The 6,377-nt window shown below is 46.3% G+C and carries 3 protein-coding genes; all 3 read left to right on the top strand.

What is annotated here, in order from left to right; genetic code table 11:
- A partial coding sequence (locus tag QZP87_RS11155; RefSeq protein ID WP_291323000.1) for a DNA polymerase III subunit beta occupies positions 1 to 1,120 on the top strand: 1,120 nt, incomplete at its 5' end.
- 5 nt (positions 1,121 to 1,125) lie between these two features.
- Positions 1,126 to 3,528: a DNA topoisomerase (ATP-hydrolyzing) subunit B gene (gene gyrB / locus QZP87_RS11150; RefSeq protein WP_291322999.1), complete on the top strand. Its 2,403-nt coding sequence runs from the start codon at positions 1,126 to 1,128 to the stop codon at positions 3,526 to 3,528.
- Positions 3,529 to 3,796: 268 nt separating this feature from the next.
- On the top strand, positions 3,797 to 6,250 hold the full coding sequence (gene gyrA / locus QZP87_RS11145; protein ID WP_291322998.1) for a DNA gyrase subunit A: 2,454 nt from the start codon (positions 3,797 to 3,799) through the stop codon (positions 6,248 to 6,250).
- The last annotated feature ends 127 nt before the right edge of the window (positions 6,251 to 6,377 follow it).

Genomic DNA, 6,377 nt, shown 5'->3' with positions numbered 1-6,377 from the left:
TGACAGTGTTAAGATAATGAGTACAGACAGTAATGTCGAGTTCATTGGTGAATACAGGGCAGAAATCAAACAGGAAGGTTTTATAGGCACTCCTGGACGCAGGATAACAGATTTGATCAAGAAATTAAGATCAGGACCTATTACTATCAAATCCAGTCCTGATAAAGAAATCATTCTTGTGAAACAGGATAAACGATTTTTTAAACTGCCGTTGAGCGACAGTTCCTGGTTTCCAGAGCTGGATGAATTTCCTGAAGATGGTGATATTGCTGTTTTTTCCGGTGATAAGCTTAGAGATATTCTGGAGAAAAGCCTGTTCTGCATAAGTGATGATGACACTATGCAGGGTATGACCTGTCTCAAAATTGCATTAAAAGAGGCTTCCATGAATAATCCTCAAAACGATGTACCTGACCCATCACTATCAGGTAGCGACGGGGAGGCTGAAGAACCTGAAAGCAGGGTAGAAGCATGTGCATTCAACGGACATCAACTAAGCCTGTATACGTTTGAGACCGCAGAGTTAAGACAAATTTTGCCTGAAAAAGGTGTCCTCATCCCCAAAAAATATTTACTGGATCTCAGAAAATGGATTCCTGCAGAAGAGTTAGAGATTTGTATAACAGAAACCAAGATATTCCTGAGAACTATAGACAAGAGGGAAAGTTTCAGTCTGCCATTGAGTATGCATCAATTTCCCAATTACCGTGATTTTATTAATACGTACTCAAATAAACTGGACACTCCAATGCTGGTAAACAAAGATGAACTGGTTGAATCTCTTGAAAGAATCCTGATATTCAACACAGATTCTCAGCAGTCTACCCTTATGAAGCTGGGTTCCTCCGAGATCAAAATGACCAGCACCGCAGCAGACAGCGGGGAAGCTGAAGAAATCGTGCCCTGCAAATATTCCGGCCGGGTGGAACAAATATATTTTAATACCAAAGGTCTTCTGGAGTTAATGGGACATATTGACGAGGATACCGTGATGTTTCGTTTTTCCGGTTCTGTTGAGCCTTGCAAAATCAACGGTGCCACGAATGAAGAATATTTTGTAATGACCATGCCGGTGCAAATCGAGGAAGAAACCTACTATACGGAAGAGGAGATGGAATAATAATAATGAACAACTCAGACATGCATGAAAAAACAGGGGATTACACAGCCGAGAGTATCCAGGTACTGGAAGGTTTGACAGCAGTCAGAAAAAGGCCGGCCATGTACATCGGATCCACTGACGTCCGCGGCCTGCAGCACCTGGTCTACGAGGTACTGGACAACAGTATCGATGAGGCCATGGCTGGTTACTGCGACAATATCCGCATTACTGTTCACCTGGATAACAGCGTTACCATTTCAGACAATGGCCGGGGTATTCCTGTTGACTGGCATGAAAAGGAAAACAGACCAGCCCTGGAAGTGGTCATGACGGTCCTGCACGCGGGGGGGAAGTTCGACAATAGCAGCTACAAGGTGTCTGGTGGACTCCACGGTGTTGGAGTCTCTGTGGTGAATGCCCTTTCTGAATACCTGGAAGTGACAGTCAGAAGGCAGGGTCAAAAATATTTCCAGAAATTTGAGCGCGGTATACCGGTTACTAAACTGCGTGAAGAAGGTCCGTCCTCCAGTAGGGGTACTACCATTAAGTTCAGACCGGATGAAGAGGTTTTTTCCAGCCTGGACTTTGAATATGATACCCTGGCCAAACGTTTTGAAGAGCTTGCCTACCTAAACGGTGGGCTGAAAATCGAGTTTTATGACGAGCGCTTCCAGAAAAGCGATGTTTTCAAATTTGATGGAGGACTGCTGTCCTTCATTAAAAACGTAAACAAGGACAGCGGCCTGCACAAAATTATCCATGCCAGCGGCGAGGTGCATAATGTGTTCATTGAGATGACACTGCAGTACAAGTCGGGTTACAAGGAACATGTTTATTCATTTGCCAACAATATACGTACAGTGGAAGGTGGAACCCATCTGAATGGTTTGCGCTCAGCTCTGACCAGGGCCATCAATTTCTACATACATAATGCTCAGGATCTCCCCAGGAAATTCAAGCAGAAGCTGACCGGTGAAGATGTTAGAGAGGGGTTGACCAGCATTATCAGTCTCAAGGTACCTGATCCCCAGTTTGAAGGCCAGACCAAGACCAAGCTGGGCAACAGTGAAATAGCCGGCTATGTATCAGGCATTGCTTATGAAAAGATAACAGCCTTTCTCAATGAAAACCCAAAGGATGCCAAAATCATAGTAGAAAAGGTGGTCGATGCAGCCAGGGCCAGGGAAGCGGCCAGAAAAGCCAAAGAACTGGTTCGACGAAAAGGGGCCCTGTCTGATTATTCCCTTCCAGGCAAACTAGCGGATTGTCAAAGCAAAATCCCAGAAGAATCAGAGATCTTCATTGTAGAGGGTGATTCTGCGGGGGGGTCAGCCAAGCAGGGCCGAAATCCCAGGCACCAGGCTATCTTGCCGCTACGGGGCAAGATCTTGAACGTGGAAAAGACCAGATTTGAAAAAATACTGGAAAATAATGAGATAAAAGCTCTGATCACTGCCATGGGTGCCGGGGTTGGCGATGCCGAACTGGATATTTCCAAACTCAGATATCATAAGATTGTCATTATGACCGACGCAGACGTAGACGGGGCACATATAAGGACCCTGCTGCTGACTTTTTTCTTTAGACAGTTCAGCCGGTTGATTCAAGACGGTTACCTGTATATAGCCCAGCCACCCCTTTACAGGGTGCATAAAGGAAATTTTGAAAAATTCATCAGCGATGAAAAATCCATGAACGAGTTTCTCCTGGACAGGGTTTATGATGAGATTGCTATTAAGACAAGTCAGGGAAGTGAATACACCAGGGATGAAATGGTCAGTCTCATCAAGAACCTCATTTCTCTGAAAGACAGTTTTCAGGATGCAGCCAACATGGGAATCAAGGAAGAGTTATTCCAGTTTCTGTTGAACTATAGTTTCAGGCTGCATCCGGTGCATTTTGTTTACGAGGACAGCTCAAAATTTATCAACTACATGTCCGGACATGGTTTTGAAACCATCCTGGAGAAAGAAGAATCTGACATAGAAAAGAGATATTTTCTTGTCTTTACAGATAGAAATGAGCACAGCATAAGGCTGGGTATAGAGTTCTTCAATTCCGGCCTCTATAAAAAAGCACACCAGCTCTATCAGGATACCCTTGAACATAACCCGGACCTGAGCTTTGAGATTAACAGCCAGAAGGAAGTTATCCCCGTAAAGGGTATATTTCGCCTCCTGGAAAAGGTTTTCGAAATTGCGCACAAGGGACTCAATATCCAGCGCTACAAAGGTTTAGGAGAGATGAATCCGGAGCAGCTATGGTCTACCACCATGGATCCTGAAAAAAGAACCATGCTGCAGGTTACTGTGGATGACGCTGATATGGCGGATGACCTGTTTTCAAAACTGATGGGGGACAAGGTTGAGCCCAGACGGGATTTTATCGAGAAAAATGCACTTGAAGTGGCTGATCTGGATATATAACCGGTGCCTTAAATTAAATAACTGGGTTGCGGCCATCCCCCTTTTATTGTTTAGCTGTAGTCATATAACCATTCAGGGTGTCCTCGGTGGTGATAATTAGCACCAGGTCCTGGGGACTGTCCCCCGCTTAGTACTAGCGGTGCAGGTTCACAAAACTTCGCGTCTGAAAATTTGGTATTTGTGCGGAAAAGGTGTCGCGGGGACTGTCCCCGGGCCGGTTTCGGCATCCCCCCTGAATGGTTACGTAGTAATAATCTGGAGTCTAGAATTGAGTAATATAAGTATCGAACAGGAAATAAAAAAATCCTACCTGGAATATTCCTTAAGCGTAATTATCGGCAGGGCCATACCGGATGTTCGAGATGGTCTCAAGCCTGTGCACCGGCGTATTCTGTTCGCCATGCACGAACTTGGAAACACCTATAACCGCCCCTATAAAAAATCCGCCAGGGTTGTCGGTGACGTAATTGGAAAGTACCATCCGCACGGGGATTCCGCTGTATATGACGCCCTGGTACGCATGGCCCAGGATTTCAACATGCGCGATCCTTTGGTGGATGGACAGGGCAATTTCGGTTCCATAGACGGCGACGCTCCTGCAGCCATGCGGTATACCGAAGTCCGCATGTCCAGGCTGGCTGGAGAATTTCTGGCTGATATCGAAAAAAATACAGTCAATTTCAGAGCCAACTACGACAACACCCTGACCGAACCCGAGGTCCTGCCGACCAGGGTACCCAATATCCTGATCAACGGCAGTTCTGGTATTGCCGTAGGAATGGCCACCAACATACCTCCGCACAACCTGGGGGAGGTGATTAACGCTCTGCTTGAACTTCTGGAGAATCCTGCACTGGGGATTAATGAGCTCATGAAGCATATCAAGGCCCCGGACCTGCCCACCGGGGCTTTGATATACAACCTCAAGGGCATCAGGGAGGCTTACAGTACCGGCAGGGGGAGTTTCAAGATCCGTTCCCGGGTGGATGTGGAGACCCGGTCCAGAGGACATGAGTCCATTGTCATCAGCGAGGTGCCATACGCGCTGAACAAGGCTAATCTGGTGGAAAAAATCGCCGGGCTGGTAAATGAAAAGAAAATCGAGGGCATTTCAGATCTGCGGGACGAATCAGACCGCAACGGCATAAGGATTGTTATTGACTTGAAAAAAGGTGCCATATCCGATGTCATCATTAATAAACTCTATAAACTGACAGCTCTGGAGACCAGTTTCGGCATAAACATGATGGCGGTGGTCAATAACAGGCCCCAGCTTCTGAATCTGAAACAGGTTCTGGAATATTTTTTGGAGCATAGAAAGGAGGTCATCCTCAGGCGCTCCCGTCACGATCTGGAAAAGGCTGAACACAGGGCCCATATCCTTGAAGGGCTCCAGATCGCCCTGGACAATATCGATGAAGTTGTGCGCCTCATCAGGTCATCCTCTACAGGGGCCGAAGCCAGGGATAAGCTCATATCCAGATTCACCCTGAGCACGGTTCAGGCCCAGGCTATACTGGACATGCGCCTGCAAAGGCTGACCAACATGGAGCGCGAGAAACTTGTTCAGGAGTACAAAGATATTCTGAAACAGATAGAGTTTTTAAAGAGTATTCTGGAACATATAGAAGTTCTGAAAGGAGAGATCAGGAAAGAACTGGAAGAAATAAAAAAGAACTACGCCACACCACGCAAAACCCAGATTTTGGATCAGGACCCGGACAGCATCAATATCCTGGACCTGGTCCCGGATCAGGATGTAGTGGTGACATTGTCTCGAAACGGCTATATCAAAAGGACTCTTCTGGAATACTACCACCAGCAGAAAAGAGGCGGTAAAGGAATTGCAGGAGCCAACGTCGGGGAAAGTGATTTCATCAAAACTCTGTTTACCACCAGCAATCACAAGGACATCTTCTTCTTTTCCAACACCGGCAAGTCTTATCTCCTGAAGGCATATGAGATACCTGAAGGTTCGCGTACAGCCCGGGGAGTACACATCAAAAACCTTTTGCCCCTGGCTGATGAGGAATATATTGCAACTGCCCTGTCTGAGCGTAACTTTTTACAGGATAACTACTTTTTATTTATAACCAAAAAAGGGATGGTGAAAAAAACTTCCATCGAGTTGTTCAAACATATACGTTCACCTGGCCTTATAGCAGTATCACTTAAGACTGAGGATGAACTCATTGGGGTAAAAGTGGTCAGGGATGGCTCCGAGATAATCTTATCCACCCACGAGGGTATGGCAATCCGCTTTCGTTGTGATGATATCAGGGCAATGGGAAGAAATGCCGCCGGTGTCAAAGGCATATCCCTTAAAGCCGGCGACGAAGTGGTATCAGGTGTCATTGTGGATCCTGGGGAAAGCCGGGATCTTTTCAGCATTTCTGAAAATGGTTTTGGAAAAAAGACCGGTATAGACATGTACAGGCTGCAGTCAAGGGGCGGAAAAGGTACGAAAAATATGAAGCTTACCTCCAGAACCGGCAAGGTGGTTTCATCACTGCCTGTATCTGAGCTGGATGAGCTTATAATTTTCACCTCAGCCAACAAAATCATTCGCCTGGGAACCAGCGATATCCGTCAGGTGGGACGTTCAACTCAGGGGGTGAAAATGGTCAATCTGGATAATGATATGAAAGTAATCTGCGTAGACCTGATTATTCCCGATAAAAATCTTGTGGGTGAGGATGGCGAAGCAAGCCACGAACCATAACACTACTCTGTCGTAAACATTCAGGGGGTTGGCCGGAACCGGCCCGGGGACAGTCCCCGCGACACCTTTCCTGCAAAAATAAAAAATGTCAAACGCAAGGTTATGGGAACCCGCATAGTGAGTACTT

The sequence above is a fragment of the Desulfonatronospira sp. genome, from assembly GCA_003563255.1.
GTDB lineage: Bacteria > Desulfobacterota > Desulfovibrionia > Desulfovibrionales > Desulfonatronovibrionaceae > Desulfonatronospira.
Note: the sequence above shows the minus strand (reverse complement) of the source record. Positions and strands in the feature narration are given on the sequence as shown.

Coding starts and splice junctions, on each gene's coding strand:
- gyrB (WP_291322999.1), top strand. CDS start 1,126: ATGAACAACTCAGACATGCATGAAAAAACAGGGGATTACACAGCCGAG.